The organism is Streptomyces sp. NPDC028305 (genome assembly GCF_055569495.1).
The window spans coordinates 577,054-598,983 of record NZ_JBVHTN010000003.1; the positions used below are offsets into that span (position 1 = coordinate 577,054).

Genomic DNA, 21,930 nt, shown 5'->3' on the forward strand with positions numbered 1-21,930 from the left:
AGCGATGACATTGCATTCCGATGTGGCCGAGTTGCTGGCGGGGGCCGGCATCGTCGACGTGGACGTCGACGATGCCGTCGCGGACGAGCACATCCGATCGTCCGCCTACCAACGCGTCGTCTCGGTAACCGCTTCCTCGCGGAGCCGCGACCGAGACCGCGCGATTGTGGCCACGATCCTGCGCGACCCCATCGACATCGTGTCCAAGACGGCGGTGGTCGCCCTCGTGGACAAAATCGCGATGAAGGTGACCGGTTCCGCCGAGTTCCGGCAGTGGTCGGCCGCACTACTGCCAGAGATCGACCAGCTCAAGGCAGAGGGGTACCGCGAGTTCATCCGCCGCCGCATCCACGACTGGCTGTTCCACCTGTCCATCAAGGACGGCCATACGCCGACACCAGCTGAGTTGGCGAAGGTCACGGACTGGATGCAGCGCCGCCTCGCCGAGCATTCGATGTCGCCGGCGGTACTCACCCTGCTCGCCGAGTCGGGCAGAACCAGGAAGACACGAAACATCGCGCAGAACCGAGCCGGAAGCCGCGGCCTGAGAACGAAATGAGAACTTCTTCTTGGCCCTAATGAGTCGGTAGCGGGTGCCGCTCGAAAAGTCGTCGCTGCATGTCATGCTGCATATCTGTACTCGTTGATGAGGCCGCCGAGGATCCGGGTGCGCAGGACTTTGCCGGTGCGAGGCCATGCGCCGCGGCGGGTTGTTCGTGGACGTCGGGTGGTAGCTGGTTACGGGCCTGGTGGGGGCGGTGCGAGTTGCCTGAAGGGTGTCAATATTCCGATCAGGCTGCTGAGCTGGGCTTCCCTCGCGAGGGATGAGGCACTCGGGCTGACATGGTGTGGTACTCGTTGAGCAGTCCACCGAGTACCTGCTGGCGCCTGACCGTGGCGGCGGGCAGGGGGATGACGTTCAGAGCATCGTTCGGCGCCCGTAGGCTCAGGCTGCGGTGGGCCCGTCCTGCGTTGTAGTGCTCGGCGTACTGGTTGAGGACCGTACGCAGGTGTCGTTCACCGATGATCAGGAGTCGGTCGGTGCATTCGGCACGGGCTGTGCGTATCCTGTGCCGTTCAGAAATTCATCGCGGCTGGTCAGGCCGTGTACCTGTACTCGTTAATCAGCCCGCCCAGGACGCGGGTGCGGAGGATGGGCTGCATGGTTCTCACGTTGGGTCTCGGCACTGCCCGGTCGTCGTGGAGGGGAGGCCGCTGCTGTCGGGCTTGGTGCGGGCGATGGCCGTTGTAGTGGCAGGCGTACGTGTCGAGCACCCGTCGAGCGTGGGCTTCGTTCAAGATCAGCAGGTGATCGAGGACCTCGCGTCGGAGCGTCCCGATGACCCTTTCACAGTGCGCGTTCATGCGTGGGGACTGCGGTGCCGTCCTCACGACCTCGATGCTCTCCGACTCGAAGACCGTGTCGAAGGACCCGGTGTACTTGCTGTCCCGATCGCGAATCAGGAAATGCAGGGCCTCCAAGCGCAGGCCCAGTTCGAGGGCGAGGTTGCGGGCTTGCTGCACCGTCCACCGCGCAGTCGGGTGAGCGGTGACGCCGGCGATATGCAGTCGGCGCGTGCCATGTTCGAGGAAAACCAGCGCGTAGACCCGACGGAGATCCTGTGGGGCTCGAAAAGTCGTCACTGCAGGTGACGTCATGGATTCGGTCTCGACTGGCAGCATGTCCGCGTGACCGTCTCACTGGTGTACAAGGTCGTTTGCAAGCTGCTGTCCATCCCCTGGGTACTGCTGCGCCGCGAGGCGACGAAGGACGCGGAGTTGCTCGTGTTGCGGCACGAGAACGCGGTGTTGCGTCGTCAGATCAACGGCCGGGTCCGGTATGAGTCCGTTGACCGGTTCTGGCTGGCTGCGCTGTCGGGCCTGATACCCCGCTACCGGTGGCGTGGGGTATTCCTAGCCACGCCCGGCACCCTGCTGGCGTGGCATCGCAGGTTCATCGCGGCGAAATGGGACTACAGCGCGCGGCGCGCCCGGTCCGGGCGACCACCGACCAGGGCGGCGCTCAGGGAGCTGGTCCTGCGACTGGCCCGGGAGAACGCGGGGTGGGGCCACAGGCGGATCCAGGGCGAGTTGATTGGCCTCGGCCATCCGATCGCCGCATCCACGGTATGGGAGATCCTGAACGCTGCGGGTATCGATCCGGCCCCACGCCGCACCGGCCCAACCTGGCGCGAGTTCCTCACGAACCAGGCCGAGGGCATCATCGCGGCAGACTTCTTCCATCTCGACACCGTGCGCGGACGCCGACTGTACGCGCTGGCCTTCCTCGAACACAGCACCCGACGCCTTCACATCTCAGGCGTCACGGCCCATCCCACCCAGGAATGGGCCGCACAGCAGGCCCGGAACACAGCCGCCGACCTCGGCATGCGGACGGAGTCCCTGCGGTTCCTGCTACGTGACCGCGACGGCAAGTACGGACAGTCCTTCGACGCCGTCTTCGAAGCCGACGGCATAGACGTGATCAAGAGCGCGCCACGAACACCGCGCATGAACGCCCACTGTGAACGGGTGATCGGCAGCATCCGGCGCGAAACCCTCGACCACATCCTGATCACGAACGAGGCACACGCCCGACACGTCCTGGCCGCCTACCAACGGCACTACAACACACACCGCCCTCATCGAAGCCGAGGCCAGCTACCTCCTGACGCCCACCAACAGCCCACCACCGTGCACGACCTCGACACACCCAAACTCCTGCGCACACATGTCCTCGGCGGCGTCATTAACGAATACCGCTATGCCGCTTGACCAGCAGCGATGACTTTTCGAGCCCGACAGGACTCTGTCGCCCGATTCTTGAGAATCTGCTGACCTGCGGGTTCTCGGGGTGGGCTGGTATTGGGAATCGGTCTGCTCGCGGGGAAGCCAAGAACCCCATCCGCGCTGATGGGAAGCGGTGAGCGGGTTGTTCGGACTTCGACGACGATCGCTTGATCCTACCCTCTCGCGTGGGTATCGATCGCGCGGAATGATGTTCGGTCGTGCTGCTGCGACTGGGCTACCTGGCTGTGACTCACGCGTTCGCGATGCTCCGCCTGCTGCCTACGAGCGACCTGTGGGACTCTGTCGCCCGATTCGGTCGACCTGGCCCAACCGGTAAGCCGCTGACGCTGAATGCTCAGGTCACGCTGATCGAATCGGGCCTCACCGCGAATCGGGCGACAGAGTCCCACAGGTACTGCGCCTGATACCGAAGGGGCCGCCCAGGCGAGATGCCTGTGCGTGCGCCACGCCGCGCCCCCGCAATCCGTGTGCGGCTCAGGGCGTCCGGAGCGTCGCCAGATAGGTGGACACCAGTGTGCGGGCCCAGTCGGCGGAGGCAGGCTCGGGGGTGAAAATGGCGCGGTAGTAGAGCGGGCCGAGGAGGAAGTCCGCCGCGGTCTCCACGTCGAGTGCCGTCCCCCCGCGGTCCTGTTCGCGCCGGATGATCGCGCCGAGCTGGCGGTGGCGGTCCTCGACGCAGGCGCAGCCGCCCGCCGGGCCGGAGCCGATGGTCGCCCGCATGAGGGCGAGCGTGTCCGGGTCGGCGACGTCGGTGACCACATCGGCGAGCCAGCGCTGGAGGTCGCCGGCGAGGGAGCCGGAGTCGGGGACGACCAGGTCACCGGTGAAGCGGCTGGTGGCGACGTCGTTGAGTAGCTGGGCGGCGGACCCCCAGCGCCGGTACAAGGTGGTGGGGTGCACGCCGGCGCGCGCGGCCACGGCGGGCAGGGTCAGGGTCTCCGCACCCTCCTCGGCGAGGAGTTCTGCGACGGCACGGTGGACGGCCGCCCGCACCTTCGCGGAGCGGCCGCCGGGACGTACCTGGGGCGACGAGTCAGCCATGGGGAAATTATCGCACTGATCATTGCGTTAGTGGTAGCGTACTAAACGCATCGATCACTGCTTTTGGAGTCGCGTCGTGTCCGGTCCCGCCCCGTCCCAGCTCCAGCCCTCCCCGCCGCCCACCGCCCGGGTGGCGCCACCGGAGGAGAGGCGACGACGGCTGAGCCGTCCCGTCGCCTTCGCCTCCCTCGCGGTCGTCTTCGTGCTGTTCATGGCCGCCTCCAGCGCGCCCTCCCCGCTCTATGTCGTCTACCAGCAGGAATGGCACTTCTCCGCCACCACCCTTACCACGGTCTTCGCCGTCTACGTGCTCGGCATGATCGGGGCGCTGCTCGTCCTCGGCGCCCTCTCCGACCACCTCGGCCGCCGTCCGGTCCTGCTCTCCGCGATCGCCCTCGAAGCGGTCTCGATGGTCCTGTTCCTCACCGCGGGCAACGTCGGCCTGCTGCTGACGGCACGCTTCATCCAGGGCATCGCCACCGGGGCCGCCATGACCACGCTCGGCGCCGCCCTGTCCGACCTCAACCCCGCGCACGCCCCGCACCGGGCGGGCCTCGTCACGGGCACCGCACCCACCTTCGGACTCGGACTGGGCTCGCTCGGATGCGGGCTCCTCATCGAGTACGGGCCGCACCCCACCCGCCTCGTCTACGTGCTGCTGCTCCTCGCCCTCGTGGTGGCCGGCGCCCTCCTGTCGGCCCTGCCCGAGACCTCGCTGCGCCGCCCCGGCGCCGCCCGCTCGCTCCAGCCCCGCCTGCGGATCGCCCCCCACCTGCGGGCCGACCTGCTGAGCCTGGTCCCGATCCTCATCGCGAGCTGGGCGCTCGGCGGCCTCTACCTCTCCCTGGGCCCGTCCGTCGCCGTCGGCCTGTTCGGCCTCTCCAGCCACGTCGTCGGCGGACTCGTGGTCACCCTGCTCACCGGCCCGGCCTTCGTCACCGCTCTCGCCCTGCGCGGCTGGCCCGTCGGACGGACCCTCGCCGTCAGCGCGACCCTGCTCCTCGTCGGCACGGCCGTCGCCCTGACCGGTGTGGAGGAGCACTCCCTGACCGCGGCTGCGCTCGGAACCGCGATCGCGGGCGTCGGCTTCGGCGGCTCCGCCCTCGCCAGCTTCGGCACCCTGGCCCGGATAGCCCGCCCCGCCGAACGCAGCGAGCTGCTCTCCGTCGCCTTCGTCATCTCCTACCTGGCCTTCAGCATCCCGGCCGTGATCGCCGGCATCGCCGCCACGCACGCCGGTCTGCAGGACACGTTCGTCACCTACGCGGCGACGGTCGCCGCCCTCTGCGCCCTCGCCCTGCTCGCCCAGCGCCTGCGCGCGACCCGCACCCCCGCGACCGGAGGTGTTCCCCAGGCGTGAGGAACCGCCCGGGAACCGGTCGCCGCGGCCCGCTCGAGGCCGCGGCGAGCGCGGTGCGTCGGACGTTCGGTTGCCGTCCGCCCGGTCTCAGCCCGGCCGGGAGGCGTTCGCGACGCGCTGGTTGTGCACCCGGAGGCGGACCACGGCGGCGTTCAGCAGCGGAGCGGACAGGTCGAGTCGCTTCGCCGCACGGGCAAGGGAGGCCAGGACGTGCTCGACCTCCGTGGGCCGCACGTCCAGGACGTCCCGGTACATCGACGGGGCGAAGGGCGAACCCTCCTGCGTCACGGTGGCCTGCAGCGCGACGTAGGCGGCGTCGGGCAGGGGGTGACCGGCCGCGCCGGACACGGCGGCGGCCTCGGCGAGGGCCGCGTCGGCGAACCCCTTGCCGCCGCTCACCGCCGCCACGTCACCGATGGTGCCCTGCGCGATGCAGGTGATGGTGGTGGTCGTGGCGATGAAGACCCACTTGTGCCACATCGACGTGAGGATGCGGTCGGAGACCTGGACGTCGAAGCCGGCGACGTCCAGCGCGGCGGCCGTGTCGCGTAGACGGGCCGTGTGCCCTCCGTCGAGTTCACCGATCTCGAGGCTCGCGCCCGGTGGCGACACGGTGATCGCGCCGTCCGGGGTGAGCTGCGCCGCGACCTTCGCGACGGCTCCGAGGACGGCTGAGGGGAACTGGGTGTCGATCACGTCGAGGTGGTCGATGCCGTTGAGGAAGGGGACGATCGCAGTGCGCGGGCCGACCGCCGGCTTGAGGTCCTGGAGGCCAGCTTCGAGGGAACCGGCTTTCACGGTCAGCAGGACCAGGTCGTAGGGACCGTCGAGTTCCGTGGCGGTGACCAGCTTCGGCTCCAGGCGTTCGGATCCCTCCAGTGTGGTGATGCGCAGCCCGTCGGCGCGTAGTTCGGCGGCGCGACGGGGGCGGACCAGGAACGTCACGTCGCGCGCCGCGCGGGCGAGTCGGGCGCCGAAGTAGCCGCCGGTGGCACCTGCGCCGACGATGAGGATGCGTGTCATGTCTCCGTGTCCTTCACTGCGTTGCCGAGGTGCGGAGGCTCCAGCGGGTGTGTGGGTGAGTGGTTCAGCGCGGTTCGGTGAGCGGGGTGGCCGGGGCCCCCGCCGGGGCGGCGGTCTCGCGTGTGCGGGTGGCGGTACGGGTGATCCGCACGCCGACGACGGCCGTCGCGACGCTCAGCGCCGCCGCCACCAGCCATGCGGCACGGGAGTCCTGTCGCTGCGCGGGGCCGACGTGCGTGCCGACGATGGCGACGAGGAGCGCGACGCCCACGGTGGTGGATATCTGGCGCACGGAGTTGACCAGGGCCGATCCGGTGGCCGCCCGGTGACCGGGCAGGGAGCTGACGCCGGCGGCGACCAGGGTGCCGAGGGTCAGTCCGACGCCCACGCCGCCGAGGACCTGGCTGGGCAGCAGATCGAGCCAGTAGTCGGCGTCGACGGAGGCGAAGCAGGTGCGCCAGAGCATGGCGGCGGCGAAGAGCAGCCCGCCCGTGGTGACCAGCGGCCCGTGACCCAGGCGCTGTGCGGCGCGCGCGGTGAGCAGGGTGACCACGGGGACCAGGGCGGGTCCCGGCTGTGGGGCTCGGAAAGTCGTCGCTGCAGGTGACGTCAGGTATTCGGCCTCGGCTGCGAGCATGTCCGTGTGACCGTCTCACTGGTGTACAAGGTCGTGCGCAAGCTACTGTCCATCCCCCGGGTACTGCTGCGCAGCGAGGCGACGAAGGTCGCGGAGTTGCTGGTGTTGCGGCACGAGAACGCGGTGTTGCGGCGTCAGATCAACGGCCTAGTCCGGTATGAGCCCTTTGATCGGTTCTGGCTGGCTGCGCTGTCCGGGCTGATACCCCGCTGCCGGTGGCGTGGGGTCTTCCCGGTCACGCCCGGCACCCTGCTGGCGTGGCATCGCAGGTTCATCGCGGCGAAATGGGACTACAGCGCGCGACGCGCCCCGGCCGGGCGACCACCGACCAGGGCGGCGCTCAGGAAGCTCATACTGCGACTGGCCCGGGAAAATACGAGGTGGGGCCACAGGCGGATCCAGGGCGAGCTGGCTCGCCTGGGGCACCCGATCGCCGCATCCACCGTATGGAACATCCTGACAGCCGCGGGCATCGATCCAGCCCCACGCCGCACCGGCCCAACCTGGCGCGAGTTCCTCACGAACCAGGCCGAGGGCATCATCGCGGCAGACTTCTTCCATCTCGACACCGTGTTCGGACGCAGACTGTACGCGCTCGCCTTCCTCGAACACGGCACCCGGCGCCCGTAGCGCTCCAGAATGGCTTCACCGGTTCTGACCCGGAATAACGTACGTGACCGCCAGGTGCCCAGCATGATCAGTCCTTGTGCTGGTACGACTTGTCTACCTGATCGTCACGCGGATCTTCGCGTGGCTGTTCCTGATGACTCGATCCTCTGCGACCAAGAATGCGGAGATACTGATCCTGCGGCACGAGCTCGCGGTTCTACGTCGGCAGGTCGCCTCGCCCAAGCCCGGCCGGCCGGACCGTGCGCTGCTCGCCGCCCTGGCCCGACTGCTCCCCCGAGCCCTGCGCGAACACCGGATCGTCTCACCACGCACCCTGCTGGCCTGGCATCAGCGCCTGGTGAAGCAGAAGTGGACGCAGCCGCCCTCTACCGGGCGCCCGCCCCTGCCGGAGGAGACCCGCGACCTGATCACCCGGCTCGGCGTCGAGAACCCCCGATGGGGATTCCGGCGCGTACACGGTGAACTGCGCCGCCTCGGGCACAAAGTCAGCCCCGCCACCGTCCGGCGGGTGCTGCGTGCCGCCGGTCTCGGCCCCACGCCGCACCGCCAGCCGGCGCGCGGCGAGTGGGCCGGCTTTCTCAAGGCCCAAGCCAGCGGCCTGCTCGCCACCGATCTCTTCCATCTCGAAACCATCAGCCTGCAGCGCCTCTACGCACTGTTCGTCATGGAGGTACGCACCCGCACCGTCCACATCCTCGGCGTCACCCCCCATCCCACCGCCGCATGGGTCACTCAGCAGGCCCGGCAGTTCCTGTGGCAACTCGGAGATCGGGCATCAGAATTCACTCACCTCATCCGCGACCGGAACGCGAAATTCACCGCCGCTTTCGATGCCGTGTTCGCCAGCGAGGGCATCGGCGTGGCCAAGACCCCTCCACGCAGCCCCAACTGCAACGCACACGCAGAACGCTTCGTCCGCTCAGCACGGGAAGAGTGCACCGACCGTGTCCTGCTTTTCGACCGTGGCCACGCAGAGAAGGTCCTCTACGACTACGCACGCCACTTCAACAGCCACCGACCTCACCAAGGGCGAGGCCAGCTCGCGCCCAACGACAACCCGAACGTCAGTCCCCTGCCCGCAGCCCGGATCAAACGTCGAAAGGCCGTCGCAGGCCTCATCAATGAATACCACCGAGCCAGCTGACCATAGGAAAAATCCCAGCTCACAACCGATGAAGCAATTCTGAAGCGCTACGGGGCTGTTCCAGGAGAAGGGCGGCCAGGAGCGGCTCGCCTTCAAGGACGGCAAGCTCCTCCTCGCCTCCGACCCCACCGTCGCCTACGAGCGGCTGCCCTGGTACGAATCCCCGGTCCTGCACCAGCGGCTGCTCATCGGCTCCCTGGGCGTCCTGCTGCTGTCCGTCACCGCCTGGCCCATTGCCGCCCTGATCGGCCGCCGCCGCTCCACCGACGCCGCCGCCCCGGCCCCCGCGGGCGCCCGGCTGGCCCGCCTGCTCGCCTGGGCCACCGGCGCCCTCCTCGCCGTCGCCACCGTCTGCTTCGCCCTCCTGGTCTCCGATCCCAACGCCCTCAACCAGACGGTCTTCCTCGGCGACTCGCCCATGCTGACGCTGGTCCCGGTCCTGGCGAAGGCGGCGCTGGCCACCACGGCGGCCGTGCTGGTGTGCGCCGTCATCGCCTGGTGGCGCCGCTGGTGGGGCAGGGCGGCCCGGATCCACTACAGCGCGGTGGCGCTGGCCGCGGTGCTCTTCCTGACGGTCGCGGGCAACTACCACCTGCTGGGCTGACGCCCTGCGGGTAAAAGCGGGCGGTGCGGTGCTGTAGATCAGCGCCGCACCGCCCTGTGTATGACCTATGGGATCAGGCGAACGGGATCAGGCGATGCCCACCGCGCGGGTGATGGTCTGGCTCACCGTGTCGCCCTGGGTGTCCGCCGCCTTGACGCGCAGCGTGAGGAATCGGGCACCCTTGGGGGCGTGCAACCGGATCGGAGCCCCTGCGGCCACGTCCGCCCGCTTCCAGGTCGCCCCGTCGTCGTAGGAGAGCTCGACACTGGTCGTACGGAGCGCGGCGCCCGGACCGCCGGGCAGATGCGACGGGGTGACGACGAGCTTCGCGTCACGCCGTGCTCGTCCGTCCTGTGCGGTCGGGATCCGGTAGTCGAGCTGGATGAGCGGCAGTTGGCTCACCGTCTCACTGTCCTCGACCGCGGCCGAGGTGAAGGTCCATTCGGTATGGGTCTTGGTGGAGTAGGGATAGGTTCCGGTCCGGGCGGTGCTCGTCACCAGACGGTAAGCGGCCTTGGCCGGCCGGGTTTCCGCCTCGATCCAGGCGCCTCCGGTCGAGGCGAGAACGTCGCCGTCCCGGTAGAGCTCGGTGGTCTGGGTGTTGGGTCCGTACCCGAAGGTGCCGACGTGGTTCTCGCCGGAGTCGCCCCAGCCGGGAACGTACGCGACGAGCTTGTCACCCGTCCGGTGGGGAAGTTCGATGCTCCGGTTGACCCGTGGCCGCTGGATCGGGCCGAACCAGTCGACCTCGGTGGTCCGGCCGGCCGGGTAGGTGAGCCGATCCGAGTACTGCCAGGTCTCGGGGACCTTGCTGACCTCGTACACCTCCTCCATCCACGGGACCGACTTGTCGGCGGTGAGGTAGTCGGTGCGGCGGGTGCCGGTGTTGGAGATGGCGGTCACGCCGTATCTGAGGTCCGAGTACGGCTGGATGTCGTAGCGGTACTCCTGCACCTCATGCGACGGGTCGTTGCGGAATCCGACCTCCACCCGGGCCAGCTGACGCCCCGTCGGCGCGTAGGTCAGGTCGGCCGGGATCCGGTCGCGCCAGCTGTGGACCAGGTCGTAGAGGTAGGTGGTGACCGGGTGGGACACGGAGCGCATGGCCACGCTCCCGGTCTTGCTGCGCTGGATCCGTGAGATCAGCTCTTCGCCCTCCGTCCTGGACAGTCCGACGACCGTCAGCGGGGTACGGCCGACGGCCTGGCGCAGCCGCCCGTACCCGCCGTTGACGAACAGCAGGACCTTCGCGCCCGCGTCCTCGGCCGCGGTGATCTGCTCCTCGCCGCGGCCCCGGATGACGACGGCCTTGCCCCGGGCGTCCAGGGAGGCGTAGTCCTCCTTCTTGCCGGCGCCGGCGAACACGGTCTCAAGCGTGCTGCTGCCGGCGGGTAGTTTGCCCGAGCCGGGCTGTAGCCACAGGTCGTCGAAGGACTGGCCGCCGGAGGTCAGGCTGAGCAGCGGCTGCTGTTTGCGCCAGCGTACGGTGTAGATCTGGGAGCCCGCGGCGACCTTGCCGGTCTGCTGCGCCCAGACGCTGTCATATTCCGCGCTGACGAGGAGCGAGGTGCCGGAGCTCTCGTCGCCGCCGAAGGAGCGGTAGTAGTCGATCCGGCCCTGGGCGTCGCTGGTGCTGGGTCTGGGGGTCGGAGCGTCGGTCAGATGGAGCGCGGACCCGCCCAGGACGACGTCGGTGTCTTTGCTCACGTCGATCTCGGGCTGGGCGAGCAGCGCGACGCCCAGGGAGTACTTTCCGTGTACGCCTTCCACGGGCGCGTAGGTCCAGGCGGCGTAGGTGCCCGGCGGGACGATCCGGTCGACCACGCCCCCTTGGCTGTAGGCGAGGAAGTAAGCGCCCGCCCCGGCGCCCTTGCGCAGGAACTCCACCAGGCCGTCGACCGGGTTCCCGGCCCGGTCCTGGAGCTTGACGCGCAGGTGATGCGGCTTCTCCTGGGTGCTGACGCCGATGAGCGTACGGGTCACCACCGCGCCGGAGAGGGAGGCGGTGATGTGGCCGGTGTACCGGCGCGCCGCCGGCATCTTGTCCAGCGATGTGGTCAGGGTGGCCGAGACGCTGCCGTGGGCGGGCACCGTGAGCTTCGAAGCGGAGAGGGCGAACAGCCCGTCCGGGGCGCCGGGCGCGTCGACCGCCAGGTCCAGGGTGACGGGCTGGTCGGCGGTGTTGGTCCACCGCACCGGCTTCTCGACGGTCTCGCCGGGCGCGCCGCCCAGGGAGTGCATCCCCGCGTCGGCGGTGCCGGTGGCGAACAGCGTGGCCTTGGTGGCGGCCGCGGCGTCCACCCTTCCGTTGCCTCCGTCGTCCGCGCTGATCGAGTCGGTCACGCGCGCGGTGCTCACCAGGGCGTCCTTGAGCTGGGCGCCGGTCCAGTCGGGATGCTGGGCGGCCAGCAGCGCGGCGGCACCGGCGACATGCGGCGTCGCCATGGAGGTGCCGCTCAGCTTCGTGTAATACCCCTCGCCCATATAGAAGTAATGGGAGCGGGCCGCCAGCACGTCGACGCCGGGCGCGGTGATCTCAGGCTTGAGCCCGTCGTCACCCAACCGCGGGCCCCGGCTGGAGAAGTCGGCGATGCGGTCCTGCGAGTCGACCGCGCCGACGGTCAGTGCGGCGCTCGCCGTACCGGGCGCCCTGACGGTGTGGTCGCTGGGACCCGAGTTGCCCGCGGCGATGGTGAACAGCGCCCCGGTCTCGGCACTGAGCTCGTCCACCGCCTGGCTGAGCAGGTCGGTGCCGTCGCTGGGCTCGTCCGTCCCCAGGCTCATGCTCACCACCCGGGCCTTCGCATCCCGGGCGGCCCACTCCATGCCGGCCAGAATCCAGGAGTCCTGGCCCGATCCGCCGTTGTTCAGCACCTTCCCGACGTGCAGGGAGGCACCGGGCGCGACGCCCTTCTCCTTGCCGCCCGAGGCCGCGCCACTGCCCGCGATCGTGGAGGCGACGTGGGTGCCGTGCCCGTGCTGGTCGTCGACGTCCTCGTCGGGGACGAAGCTCGCGGACGAGGCGACCCCCGCGAGGTCGGGGTGGCTGACGTCGTACCCGGTGTCCAGAACCGCTACGTCGACGCCTTCTCCGGTGTTCCCCGCAGCCCATACCTCGGGGGCGCCTATCTGGGCCGTGGTGTCGGCGAGTTGACCGCTGGCCTTTCCGTCCAGCCAGACCTTGGCCACGCCACCGGTGAACGTGGCGGCGTCGAAGGACCGCAGCCCCGCCCCGCCCTTGCCGCCGGTGAGGGACTCCCAGAAATCGGCAGCGTCCTTGTGCTCCTCGGCGAGCGCCGCGCCGTTGACGCTGGTGAGCGCCCGGACGTCGGTCGCCTCGTCCGGGAGCGCCGCGGCCTGCTTCCTCGCGCCGCTCGCGGAGCTGCCCAGGCCCTTCGCATAGGTGACGATCAGTGGCACATGCTTGATGTGCGCGTCGTCGTAACCGTCGGCGATGAGCTCGGTGATGTTGAACAGCCGCGAGTCCAGCTTGCCGGCCGCCAGGTATTCGGCAGCCGAGGCGGGGTAAACGTAGGTGTCCTTGCCGACGTTGCTAATTCTGGCGTCGGCGTCTCGTCCGTCGGGCCCCTGCACGGTGATGGTGGCGGGATTCTTCCCCGCCGGGGTCATGGTGACCTTGTCGCCGGTCAGCAAGGTGACGGAAACGGGCTTCGGAAGGCCGGTGGCGGAGGGGCCTGCCGCGCTGCCGCGGACTTCGGCGGATGGAGGCTGAGCAGTTGCGGACAGAGGCGGGGTCGCCGCTATGACCAGCAGGGCTGCTCCGAAACCCAACAGGCATTGCCTGCCGGACCAGTTCATTGCCAAGATGTTTCCTGACTCACAAAGGTGGATGGGGCGGGAGGAATCTAAACCCTGATGATCAAACAAGGAAGAGTTTTCGACGAACGGGGGAAACCGGAAACGCAGCTGTAACCGCGGGGAATTCGGTACCGGACCGCCGGGCGCGGAAACCGCTGTTCGGTTTTCGCAGCGCGTGCTCACTTGTTCGCACATAGCCGACGTACGCCGCCGCACAATTTACGTCTGGTTCACATGTCGCGATGTGTTCGGCCCACATGGGTCCTTGGGACGGCACCGGATTGTCCGGCGAGTCCAACCAGACCCGCTCGCCCTCGCCGTCCACGGTCAGCCCGAAGCGGCCGAATGCGCTCCTTGAGGTCGGCCACCCACTCGACGTACGTGGCGTAGTTCTTCCAGAACCCGTAGTGGTGCAGCGACAGGTAGGTGCCTGAAGGGTGTCTTTATTGCTGTGCGGCGGATGACCTGGGGCTTTGCAGTCACCCAAGTATGGGCATGATCACTGATCGTGGGTCTGCGACTGCTCTACCTGATCTTCTGCCGACTGCTGGGCTGCTTCCTTTTGCTGGGCCGCTCGACCGCCGCAAACAACGCCGAGATCCTCGCTCTCCGCCACGAGGTCGCTGTGCTGCGCCGGCAGATCGACCGACCGCAGCTCACATGGGCTGATCGTGCCGTACTCTCCGCTCTCGCACGGCATCTGCCTTGCGCCGCCATCGGCTAGTCACCCCGGGCACGCTGCTGAACTGGCACCGCCGTCTGGTGCGCTGCAAGTGGCGCCAGACGGCGGTCAGACCCGGCCGGCCACCGCTGGCAGAAGAGACTGCGGCACTCATCCAGCGCCTGGCGCGAGAGAACCCGACCTGGGGGTACGTCAGGATCCAAGGTGAGCTCCGACGGCTTGGCCATCGGGTTGCCGCCGCCACGATCCGGCGCGTCCTGCGCCGCTCCGGCCTACCACCCGCGCCGCAGCGAGCATCCCAGCAGACCTGGCGTACCTTCCTCCGAGCCCAGGCCCACACGCTGCTCGCCTGCGATTTCATGCACGTGGACACCGTCTTCCTCAAACGCCTCTACGTCTTCTTCGTCATGGAGATCGCCACCCGGCGCGTTCACGTCCTGGGCGTCACCGCCCACCCGACCGGCGCATGGGTCATCCAACTCGCCCGCAACCTGCTCATGGACCTCGAAGACAGAGCTGAGTGCTTCCGGTTCCTCATCCGTGACCGGGACAGCAAGTTCACCGCCGCATTCGACGCCGTCCTCGCCGGCAACGGCACAGCCGTCATCCCGACCCCGCCGCAAAGCCCCCGGTCCAACGCGCTCGCCGAACGATGGATACGCACAGCCCGCGCCGAATGCACCGACAGAATCCTCATCACCGGCGAACGGCACCTGCGCACGGTCCTTACCACGTACGCGGAGCACTACAACGGGGGACGAGCCCACCGCAGCCTCGGCCTACGAGCACCCGACGACGACCCGAACGTCATCCCCCTGCCCTCTGCCGGGGTCAAGCGCCAGCAGGTACTTGGCGGACTGCTCAACGAGTACCACACCATGCCACCCCGGCCGCCGCATCATCCACAGGAAACGCCCAGCTCAGCAGCCTGATTGGAATAAAGACACCCTTCACCTGTACGACATGTGGCTCGGCGCCAGCGTCATGGCCAAGATCCACCGCAGTCTGGCCCCGCTCGACACCGTCACAGCGACAACCTGCAAGCTTCTGCACCTGTAGAAGGCCCGCGCCCCATGCCCGGTCCGGTCATGGGGACCCAGTTTCAACATCAATAGTAGACTGGTCTACTCACGGGAGTGTGTCATGAAGGTTCTGATCGTTCTCACCTCGCACGACGAGCTGGGGGACACCGGTCTCAAGACCGGGTTCTGGCTGGAGGAGCTGGCGGCGCCGTACTACCGCTTCAAGGATGCCGGCTGGGAGATCACCCTCGCCTCGCCCAAGGGCGGGCAGCCGCCGCTGGACCCCAAGAGCAACGAACCCGGCTTCCAGACCGACGACACCCGGCGCTTCGAGGCCGACCCGGAGGCGACCAACGCACTGGCGAACACCGTGCGCCTCGACTCGGTCGCGGCCGGCGGCTTCGACGCGGTCTTCTACCCCGGCGGGCACGGGCCGCTGTGGGACCTGGCCGAGGACACCGTCTCCGCGCGGCTGATCGAAACGACCCTCCGCTCGGGCAAGCCGGTGGGACTGGTGTGCCACGCCCCCGGCGTCCTGCGGCACACGGTCAACGAGGACGGCACCCCGCTGGTGGCGGGTAAGAAGGTCACCGGATTCGCCAACTCCGAGGAAGCGGCCGTCCAGCTCACCGACGTCGTCCCCTTCCTGGTCGAGGACGAACTCACCAAGCTCGGAGGCGTCTACTCCAAGGCCGACGACTGGACCCCCTACGTCCTGCAGGACGGTCTGCTGATCACCGGGCAGAACCCCGCCTCCTCCGCTCCCGCGGCCGACGCCCTGATCGAGCTGGTCACCAAGGGCGGCGTGTGAGCGCCTACGTGGTCATGCTCCGCGAGCGCGTGACCGACCCGGCCGAGCTGGCCCTCTACGCCGGCTCGGCCTGGGCGGCCCGGACAGGCCACGACGTGACACCCCTCGTCGGATACGGGGCGATCGAAACCCTGGAGGGCGCACCGTTCGACGGTGTGCTGATCCACCGCTTCGAAAGCGTTGCGGACGCGCGCGCATGGTACGAGAGCCCGGCCTACCAGGCAGCACTGCCCCACCGCCGGGCCGGTGCGGACTACCGCGCGTTCATCGTCGAAGGAGTCGACGACACCCAGGCCCGCTGAGACGACAAGGTGTCCGTCTGCACCGCAGTCCGGCGCAGACGGACACCGTCCTAGCCGCAGGCGCCACACCGGTCAGCGGCGACGGGAACTCGCAGCCAGAGTCGAACTCACCGACGGCGACACCCCCATTGCCGGAGCCGCCACCGCACTGACGACGCCGCGGCCACTGGGCCCAGTCGGCGCCCGCCGCGGCTTCGGCCGGTTCGAGCAGACCCCAGGCGGGGAGCCGGCCGGGCGACGAGCAGGCGCCCCGCTGCACGGGCGACACCTGGACCAGATGTCAGACACACCAGGCTTTCCACCCTGTTGATGCCCCCCATGGGCCGCGAAGGGTCTCCGTGGCGTTTCCGCCGCGGAACTGGCGCCGATGCTGCCGCCGCCCGATTCGGCCGCAGCACCGTGCCAGGCACTTCCCGAAAGGACCCTTCCATGACTCTCACCCTCGAACGAACATCGGCGGCCGAACGACGGCTTCCCGGACCCGCACCCTAGGCCACAGCGCTCCAGGGAGCCGCGGCGCTGGCCGCCAGCAACGGGGTCGCCCGCTTCGTCTACACCCCGATCCTGCCGCTGATGCACGATCAGGCAGGCCTCTCGGCCACGAGCGGGGCAAACCTGGCGACAGCCAACTACGTCGGCTACCTGGCCGGCGCGCTGACCGGCAGCTTCGCGCCCCAACTGGTCCGCTCACGCCTGGTGATGCGTGCCTCGATGATCGCGATGGCTGCCTCGCCCGCCCTGATGCCCCTCACGCAGAACGTCACGGCCTGGTCAGGGCTGCGCCTCATCGCCGGGTTCACCAGCGCGCTCGCCTTCGTCCACGCGGTCGGGGCGCTGTTGTCCGGCTTGCGCCGGTCGGCCCCGCACCTGGTCGGCTGGGGATTCGGTGGTATCGGCGCGGGGATCGTGTTCTCGGGACTGCTGGTCCTGGCCGTTCGCGAGGTGGCGACATGGCGTACGGCGTGGTGGATCGCCGCCGTCCTCACGCTGCTGTTGACCGCAGTCTCGTGGAACCTCGCCCCGCCGGCCTCACCGGCGTCGGCGGCGGTCGGCGCGGCGAAGGCCCGCCCCCGTACGCACCGTTGGTTCGCCGCACCGGCGCTGAGCTACACCCTCGAAGGCATCGGCTACATCATCGCGGGCACCTTCCTCGTCGCCTCGATCACCCAGGACGCCCCCGGCTGGGTCGGCGCAGGCGCGTGGGTCGTCGTCGGACTGGCCGCGATCCCCGGTTCGGCATTGTGGACGGCCCTGGCCCGGCGGTGGAGCCGCCCCACCCTGCTGGCCGTCGCCCTGCTGCTCCAGGCCGCCGGTATCGCCCTCACCGGGCTGGTTCCCGGCAACATCAGCGCGCTCGTCGCCGCGGCCGCCTTCGGCGGCACGTTCGTGGGCATCACCTCCCTGGCCCTCGCCCTCGGTGAGCACCTCCAAGTGCCGCGAGCCGTCGCACTGCTGACGGCGGGCTACGGAACCGGGCAGATCATCGGCCCCCTGATCTCCCGGCCCCTGCTGGGAACCGGCTACTCGGCACCCCTGCTGCTGGCCAGCACCGTCCTGGCCGCCGCGACGCTGGCGGCCGCAGTGCTCAGGATCCGCTATCCGCACCGGGTGGGCCACATGAGCGAACCGTCCCACCTGGCACGGAAGTCGTCCGCGTCGCGCCCCCCACACCTTCATGTTCCCTGGCCTCCCCACACCCTCCAGGACCGGAGCAACTGAGGAGAAAAAGCAGCTCTGGCCCCAACGTTCCTGGGTGGGTGGCGGCCCCAGGAACGTTGGGGTCGGCCACCGCGTGCAACGGCTCACCCCAACGAAAGGCCACACCATGTCCACCATCAGCCTGAATGTCGCGACTAGCCTCGATGCCGCCGCCCAGAGCGCAGCTGAGGAGATGGGCACCGCGATGAACATCGCGATTGTCGATGCCGGCGGCCACCTGCTGCACTTCACGAGGATGGACGGCGCCTGGCTCGGCTCGATCGACCTGGCACTGAAGAAGGCCAAGACCTCAATACTCTTCCCGAAGCCCAGTGGGGCCCTGGGTGAGATCTCGCAGCCCGGCGGTCCTGTCTACGGTATCGAGCACAGCAACGGCGGTCTGATCTCTTTCGGTGGCGGGGTGCCGATCGTGGACGCGGACGGCCGCATGGTCGGTGCCGTCGGCGTCTCCGGCGGCACCGTCGACCAGGACGTCCGCGTTGCCGAAGCCGCCGTCCAGGCGTACTGACCCTTTCACCGTCTGCCGCCGGCCCCCAGGCAGTCCCGGCGATCGACGCACTGTAAACGGAAAAACTGCCTCGCGTTGCGAATTGGCGACGCTCCGGGCCGGGCAGCATGCCGCGGTCGGCCCGAATGATCTCTGCAGCGGCGAATACCCGACCGCCGCACCCGACAGTCGTGAAGGAACTTTCGCCCCATGTCTGAACTGATCAACGACAGCACGCTCGCCGGCCGGATCGCCGTGGTCACGGGCGCCTCCAGCGGTATCGGCGAAGCCACCGCCAAGCGCCTGGCCGCCCGCGGCGCCAAGGTCGCGCTGCTGGCCCGCCGCGCCGACCGGCTCCAGGTGCTGGCCGCCGAGATCGAGAAGAGCGGCGGCACCGCCCTCGCGCTGGCCGTCGACGTCACCGACGCCGATGCCGTACGTGCGGCGGCCGAGCGGACCGAGCGGGAGCTCGGCACCGTCGACCTGCTCGTGAACAACGCCGGAGTCATGCTCCCGGCGCCCATCGAGGAGCTGCGCACCGACCAGTGGCAGCGTCAGATCGATCTGAACATCACCGGCCTGATGAACGTCATCGGCGCGTTCGTCCCGCAGCTGGTCACGGCGGGCGCCGAGCGCGGCGGCGCGGACCTGGTCAACCTGTCCTCGATCGCCGCGAAGAACATCTTCCCGAATTTCGCCGTGTACTCGGCCACCAAGGCATACGTCACGCAACTCTCCCGCCACCTGCGGGCCGAGCTCGGCGAGAAGCACGTACGGGTGTCGGCGATCGAGCCCGGCATGACGCACAGCGAGCTGCACGACCACGTCACCGACAAGGGCGTGCGGGAGTGGACGGCCGGTATCCACGACATCATGCTGCACTCCGAGGACATCGCCGAGACCATCGTGTTCGTCGCCTCGCTGCCGCCGCGCGCCAATCTGCAACAGGTCACGATCATGCCCACCGGCCAGCCGGCCTGAGCTTTTCTTTATGGCCTGAGGTCGAAATGGGCCTCGAACTAGGCCACTCACCTGGGGGGTGTGTCGGTGGGAAGCAGCAACGTCTGACGGTGAGTTTACAGCTCAGCTCTCGGTGCCGAGTTGGATGTGCTCGATGTCTTCGTCCAGGAAGGTGGCCAGGTCCTTGGCTTCGGCCTGGACGGCTTCTTGTTCCAGGGCGGTGAGGGGACGAAGGGGGCTGACACGAAGTAGGTGGTCGCGTGCGGTCCAGGTGGCGGTGACGCGTCCGTCGACGAGGACGGTGCGGTGGCCTGCGACGGACAGGCCGAGGTGGGCGTCGTCGATGATGCGGCTGCGGTCATGGTAGCCGAGGATGGCGTTGTCGAAGGCCGGGAGGAACCGGACGGGGGCGGGGGTGTCGGGGTGGGGGCGGGGTGCGTCGGGCAGGTCGAGCAGTTCGCGGCCGCGTTCGTCGCGGAAGGCAACCAGTTCTTCTCGGATGGCTTTGACTGCGGCGGGAAGGCCGGCGAGGCCGCACCAGGCGCGTAGGTCCGTGCTGGCGGCGGGCCCGTAGGCAGCAAGGTAGCGGCGCAACAGCTGCTGCCCAACGGGATCGCCGTCCTGGGCGGGCAGGGGGTCGATGTCCCGTTCCAGCCAGGTGGCCAACGGCAGGTTGCGTACGCCCGCCCTCTGGTGCCAGAGGCCGCGGGGCGGGAGTTGGGCCATGGGGATGAGGGCTGCGACGAGCAGCTCGCCCAGGACCCTGCGTGGTGGGCCGGGCCAGCGGTCTTCGACGGCTTCTTGTACGAGCTCGCTCATGGTGCGGGGCTGCCGGTCGGCAACGGCCGCGCGGCCGGCTGCGGCGACCTCGTCCACGTCGATGCCGGCCAGTTCGCGCCGCCAGGTGCCCAGCACTCGCTGGCGCAGCATGGTGTCGTGGCGGGCTCGCCAGGCGAGCGCGTCGTCGGAGGTGACGAGGTGGACGGTGCGGCGCATCAGGTGGGTGCGTACCACGGTGCGGCCGGTCAGCGCGTCGTCCAGTTGCCTGGGATTGAAGTCGGTCAGGCGGGACCACAGCCCGATGAAGGGTTCCTGGGGTTCTTGGGCCTGCAGGCCGCAGAGGTGGGCCACCGTCTCGGGCACGGATGTGTCGGTGCGCGTGAGCAGGTGCTGGCGGGCGAGGGTGGCGCGGTTGAGGGCGCGGCTGTCGAGAACGGTCATGAGGTTCTCAGGCGGCGGCCCGCTCGTGGGGCGGGCGTCGGCGCAGGTCCGTGCGGGTGAGGGAGAGGGGTGTGTAGGAGACGTCCAGAGGGCTGATGTCGGTACCTGGCGGGACGATGGTGTCGATCTTGTCGAGGATGTCGTCGTCGAGGGTGAGGGTGGCGCCGGCGAGCAGGTCGTCGAGCTGGTCCATGGTGCGTGGGCCGATGATGGCGGTGGTGACGTCGGGGTGGCTGGTGGCGAAAGCCATGGCGAGGTGGGTGAGGGAGTGGCCGGATTCTTCGGCGAGGGTGAGTAGCTGCTCGACGGCATCAAGCTTGTGTTCGTCGGTGAGGTGTCGGGGGACCCAGTGCATGCGGGCGTTGTCGGGCCGCGGGGCGTTCTTGCGGTAGCGGCCGGTGAGCAGGCCCATGGCGAGCGGGCTCCACACCAGAACGCCGATGCCGTAGCGGCGGCAGGTGGGCAGGACCTCCCGCTCGATGCCGCGGTTGAGGATGGAGTAGGTGGGCTGCTCGGTTCGCAGGCGGTGCAGTCCACGCTGCTGGGACACCCACTGGGCCTCGACGATTTCCGAGGCCGGCAGGTTGGAGGAGCCGATCGCGCGAACCTTCCCGGCACGCACGAGGTCGGTGAGCGCGGAGAGGGTCTCCTCGATGTCGGTGTGCGGGTCGGGGTGGTGGATCTGGTAGAGGTCGATGTAGTCGGTTTGCAGCCGCTTCAGTGAGCCCTCGACCGCCTGGACGACCCAGCGCCGGGAGCTGCCGCTGCGGTTGGGGTCCTCGCCCATTGGTCCGTTGAACTTGGTTGCCAGCACGACCTCGTCGCGGCGCCCTTTGAGGGCCTTTCCGACGATCTCCTCGGTCTCGCTGTAGCCGTACACATCGGCGGTGTCGACAAGATTGATGCCTGCATCCAGCGCCCGGTGGATCATGTGCACGCAGTCGTCGTGATCAGGATTGCCCATTTTGCCGAACATCATGGTGCCCAGGCAGTAGGCACTGACTTCGATGCCGGTCCGTCCCAGCTTCCGCATCCTCACGGTGTCCCGTTTCCTTCCGCTGCCGTACGTGTTCGGTGCCTGCGCCGTCCGGGCCGCCCGTGCGGCTGCGGCCCGGACGGCGCAGGCATGTCAGGTCGGTCGGTTGGTTTAGCCGTTGTACGGAGCGGTGACGTCCAGGACCCAGGTGATGCCGAAGCGGTCGGTGAGCATGCCGTACAGCGGTGCCCACTGCGCGGGCTCCAGCGGACGCACGATGGTCGAGCTCTCGGCAAGCTTGCCCCACAGGGCGCTGATCTCCTCGGCGTCGTCGCCACGCACGGAGACGAAGAACGGGTTCTCGCCCTGGTTCCAGGGCAGCTGCGAGGGCACGTCGTAGGCCATCACGTGGAAGCCGTTGTCGCCGGCCACCTCGCCCCACATCACCCAGTCCGCCTCGCTCTCATCCTGCACGGCGCCCGCGTCCTTGTAGGTGACCGCGACAGTACGTCCGCCGAAGACGGACTGGTAGAAGTCCAGCGCCTCACGTGCGGCGCCCCGGAAGTTCAGGTGAGTGGTGGTCGTGACGGACATGACCTGCTCCTTGCTCGATGTTATGAATACACCGCCGACCGTCCCAGCTCCAGCGGCCGCTGCCGTGACCAGGAGCGATGCCTCCCG

At 68.9% G+C, this 21,930-nt stretch carries 17 protein-coding genes and 3 pseudogenes; 12 read left to right on the forward strand and 8 right to left on the reverse strand.

Features of this window, described 5'->3' with window-relative positions:
- The first annotated feature begins 4 nt into the window (after positions 1-4).
- Complete coding sequence (locus ACZ4WQ_RS13970; RefSeq protein ID WP_398372086.1) at positions 5-559, forward strand: hypothetical protein; 555 nt, start codon at positions 5-7, stop codon at positions 557-559.
- A gap of 539 nt (positions 560-1,098) precedes the next feature.
- On the opposite strand, the pseudogene ACZ4WQ_RS13975 reads toward ACZ4WQ_RS13970, so the two are convergent.
- Positions 1,099-1,620: pseudogene (locus ACZ4WQ_RS13975) on the reverse strand (integrase core domain-containing protein); the annotation flags it as partial.
- Between the two features lie 69 nt (positions 1,621-1,689).
- Here ACZ4WQ_RS13975 and ACZ4WQ_RS13980 point away from each other — a divergent pair.
- Positions 1,690-2,775 carry an integrase core domain-containing protein gene (locus tag ACZ4WQ_RS13980; protein ID WP_398372084.1) on the forward strand — a complete coding sequence of 362 codons (1,086 nt, stop codon included), beginning with the start codon at positions 1,690-1,692 and terminating at the stop codon, positions 2,773-2,775.
- Between the two features lie 510 nt (positions 2,776-3,285).
- Here the strand turns inward: ACZ4WQ_RS13980 and ACZ4WQ_RS13985 are convergent.
- On the reverse strand, positions 3,286-3,852 hold the full coding sequence (locus ACZ4WQ_RS13985; protein WP_398372082.1) for a TetR/AcrR family transcriptional regulator: 567 nt from the start codon (positions 3,850-3,852) through the stop codon (positions 3,286-3,288).
- Between the two features lie 76 nt (positions 3,853-3,928).
- Here ACZ4WQ_RS13985 and ACZ4WQ_RS13990 point away from each other — a divergent pair, with 76 nt between their 5' ends.
- Positions 3,929-5,212, forward strand: coding sequence for an MFS transporter (locus ACZ4WQ_RS13990; RefSeq protein ID WP_014181291.1), 1,284 nt, complete (start codon positions 3,929-3,931; stop codon positions 5,210-5,212).
- Between the two features lie 87 nt (positions 5,213-5,299).
- On the opposite strand, the gene ACZ4WQ_RS13995 is transcribed toward ACZ4WQ_RS13990, so the two are convergent.
- Positions 5,300-6,235 (reverse strand): 2-dehydropantoate 2-reductase, encoded by a 936-nt coding sequence (locus ACZ4WQ_RS13995; protein ID WP_385343810.1) that lies wholly within the window; start codon positions 6,233-6,235, stop codon positions 5,300-5,302.
- 64 nt (positions 6,236-6,299) lie between these two features.
- Positions 6,300-6,788: an MFS transporter gene (locus ACZ4WQ_RS14000; protein WP_361189479.1), complete on the reverse strand. Its 489-nt coding sequence runs from the start codon at positions 6,786-6,788 to the stop codon at positions 6,300-6,302.
- Between the two features lie 90 nt (positions 6,789-6,878).
- Here ACZ4WQ_RS14000 and ACZ4WQ_RS14005 point away from each other — a divergent pair.
- The 3 genes and pseudogenes from ACZ4WQ_RS14005 to ACZ4WQ_RS14015 all read left to right on the forward strand — a co-directional run.
- Positions 6,879-7,496, forward strand: a pseudogene (locus tag ACZ4WQ_RS14005) (transposase family protein); the annotation flags it as partial.
- 82 nt (positions 7,497-7,578) lie between these two features.
- Positions 7,579-8,646 carry an integrase core domain-containing protein gene (locus tag ACZ4WQ_RS14010; RefSeq protein WP_398372078.1) on the forward strand — a complete coding sequence of 356 codons (1,068 nt, stop codon included), beginning with the start codon at positions 7,579-7,581 and terminating at the stop codon, positions 8,644-8,646.
- 418 nt (positions 8,647-9,064) lie between these two features.
- The gene (locus tag ACZ4WQ_RS14015) at positions 9,065-9,250 is read left to right on the forward strand and encodes a hypothetical protein (RefSeq protein WP_385343817.1); all 186 of its coding nucleotides are present in this window, start codon (positions 9,065-9,067) and stop codon (positions 9,248-9,250) included.
- A gap of 87 nt (positions 9,251-9,337) precedes the next feature.
- On the opposite strand, the gene ACZ4WQ_RS14020 is transcribed toward ACZ4WQ_RS14015, so the two are convergent.
- On the reverse strand, positions 9,338-13,042 hold the full coding sequence (locus tag ACZ4WQ_RS14020) for a S8 family serine peptidase (RefSeq protein WP_468022208.1): 3,705 nt from the start codon (positions 13,040-13,042) through the stop codon (positions 9,338-9,340).
- A 535-nt stretch (positions 13,043-13,577) separates the two neighbouring features.
- On the opposite strand from ACZ4WQ_RS14020, the pseudogene ACZ4WQ_RS14025 reads away from it, so the two are divergent.
- The 6 genes and pseudogenes from ACZ4WQ_RS14025 to ACZ4WQ_RS14050 all read left to right on the forward strand — a co-directional run bounded on the left by ACZ4WQ_RS14025 (position 13,578) and on the right by ACZ4WQ_RS14050 (position 19,073).
- Positions 13,578-14,683: pseudogene (locus ACZ4WQ_RS14025) on the forward strand (integrase core domain-containing protein).
- Between the two features lie 211 nt (positions 14,684-14,894).
- Positions 14,895-15,584: a type 1 glutamine amidotransferase domain-containing protein gene (locus ACZ4WQ_RS14030; RefSeq protein WP_385343822.1), complete on the forward strand. Its 690-nt coding sequence runs from the start codon at positions 14,895-14,897 to the stop codon at positions 15,582-15,584.
- Positions 15,581-15,886 carry a DUF1330 domain-containing protein gene (locus tag ACZ4WQ_RS14035; protein WP_385343825.1) on the forward strand — a complete coding sequence of 102 codons (306 nt, stop codon included), beginning with the start codon at positions 15,581-15,583 and terminating at the stop codon, positions 15,884-15,886. Before ACZ4WQ_RS14030 ends, ACZ4WQ_RS14035 begins: the two co-directional genes overlap by 4 nt.
- 519 nt (positions 15,887-16,405) lie before the next feature.
- The gene (locus ACZ4WQ_RS14040) at positions 16,406-17,605 is read left to right on the forward strand and encodes a YbfB/YjiJ family MFS transporter (RefSeq protein ID WP_398372982.1); all 1,200 of its coding nucleotides are present in this window, start codon (positions 16,406-16,408) and stop codon (positions 17,603-17,605) included.
- Positions 17,606-17,711: 106 nt separating this feature from the next.
- Positions 17,712-18,113 carry a GlcG/HbpS family heme-binding protein gene (locus tag ACZ4WQ_RS14045; RefSeq protein WP_385343828.1) on the forward strand — a complete coding sequence of 134 codons (402 nt, stop codon included), beginning with the start codon at positions 17,712-17,714 and terminating at the stop codon, positions 18,111-18,113.
- Between the two features lie 189 nt (positions 18,114-18,302).
- Positions 18,303-19,073, forward strand: a complete 771-nt coding sequence (locus ACZ4WQ_RS14050; RefSeq protein WP_385343831.1) for an SDR family oxidoreductase — start codon at positions 18,303-18,305, stop codon at positions 19,071-19,073.
- 102 nt (positions 19,074-19,175) lie between these two features.
- On the opposite strand, the gene ACZ4WQ_RS14055 is transcribed toward ACZ4WQ_RS14050, so the two are convergent.
- The 3 genes from ACZ4WQ_RS14055 to ACZ4WQ_RS14065 form a co-directional block, all read right to left on the reverse strand.
- Positions 19,176-20,273, reverse strand: coding sequence for a winged helix DNA-binding domain-containing protein (locus ACZ4WQ_RS14055; RefSeq protein ID WP_385343834.1), 1,098 nt, complete (start codon positions 20,271-20,273; stop codon positions 19,176-19,178).
- Between the two features lie 7 nt (positions 20,274-20,280).
- Positions 20,281-21,312 (reverse strand): aldo/keto reductase, encoded by a 1,032-nt coding sequence (locus ACZ4WQ_RS14060; protein WP_311729965.1) that lies wholly within the window; start codon positions 21,310-21,312, stop codon positions 20,281-20,283.
- A 108-nt stretch (positions 21,313-21,420) separates the two neighbouring features.
- Positions 21,421-21,843, reverse strand: a complete 423-nt coding sequence (locus ACZ4WQ_RS14065; protein WP_358644738.1) for a VOC family protein — start codon at positions 21,841-21,843, stop codon at positions 21,421-21,423.
- Positions 21,844-21,930 lie beyond the last annotated feature (87 nt).